1 pseudogene is annotated in these 615 nt (G+C 28.6%); it reads left to right on the top strand.

The annotated features are described in order from the left end of the window. A pseudogene (locus JEP40_RS18995) lies at positions 1-303 on the top strand (hypothetical protein); the annotation flags it as partial. Between the last annotated feature and the right edge of the window lie 312 nt (positions 304-615).

Genomic DNA, 615 nt, shown 5'->3' on the forward strand with positions numbered 1-615 from the left:
CCTAATACCGTAGCACTTAAACAACAAGGTAATAGCGATATCTATCAAGTACAAATCGCCCTTAATGGTGGTGGCTCATGTCAATGGCAATTAAGTGAAGTTTGGATATCAATCATTTACAAAAAGACACTGAGTACGTATAGTGATTATGAAGCAATACCATCAGATGAACTTATTTTAATCTTTAAAGACCATAATTTTCGTCCACCAGAACTGATAAGAAATCTAATAAAAAATGAAAGAATAGAACTTAATTACTATCCAGTCTTTATTAATAATAACTTTTCAAATGAAAAAAAATAACTCTGTTTAACCATTGGGATAGATCTCAATATATATTAGTTAATAATGAAAAAAACATATTATTCACTCCTCTCTATCATAAGGATAATATTACGAAGGTTGATATACCTAAAGAGCGAGGAACGGGTGTTATTATTTATTATTCAGATGGTACTATAGAAAAAGTAAAATATTGGAGACCCAATTATAATAAATTAAAAAGTCTTAACTGAATATAACTTCAATCCTAATCCAGGAGATTATTTGAACCTATTTATTTCAAATATAAGGCAAAAGAAGAGATGGAACGTTTATAAATGTTTTCTCTTACTG

Origin of the sequence: Proteus vulgaris (assembly GCF_016239305.1) — a bacterium.
GTDB lineage: Bacteria > Pseudomonadota > Gammaproteobacteria > Enterobacterales > Enterobacteriaceae > Proteus > Proteus vulgaris_C.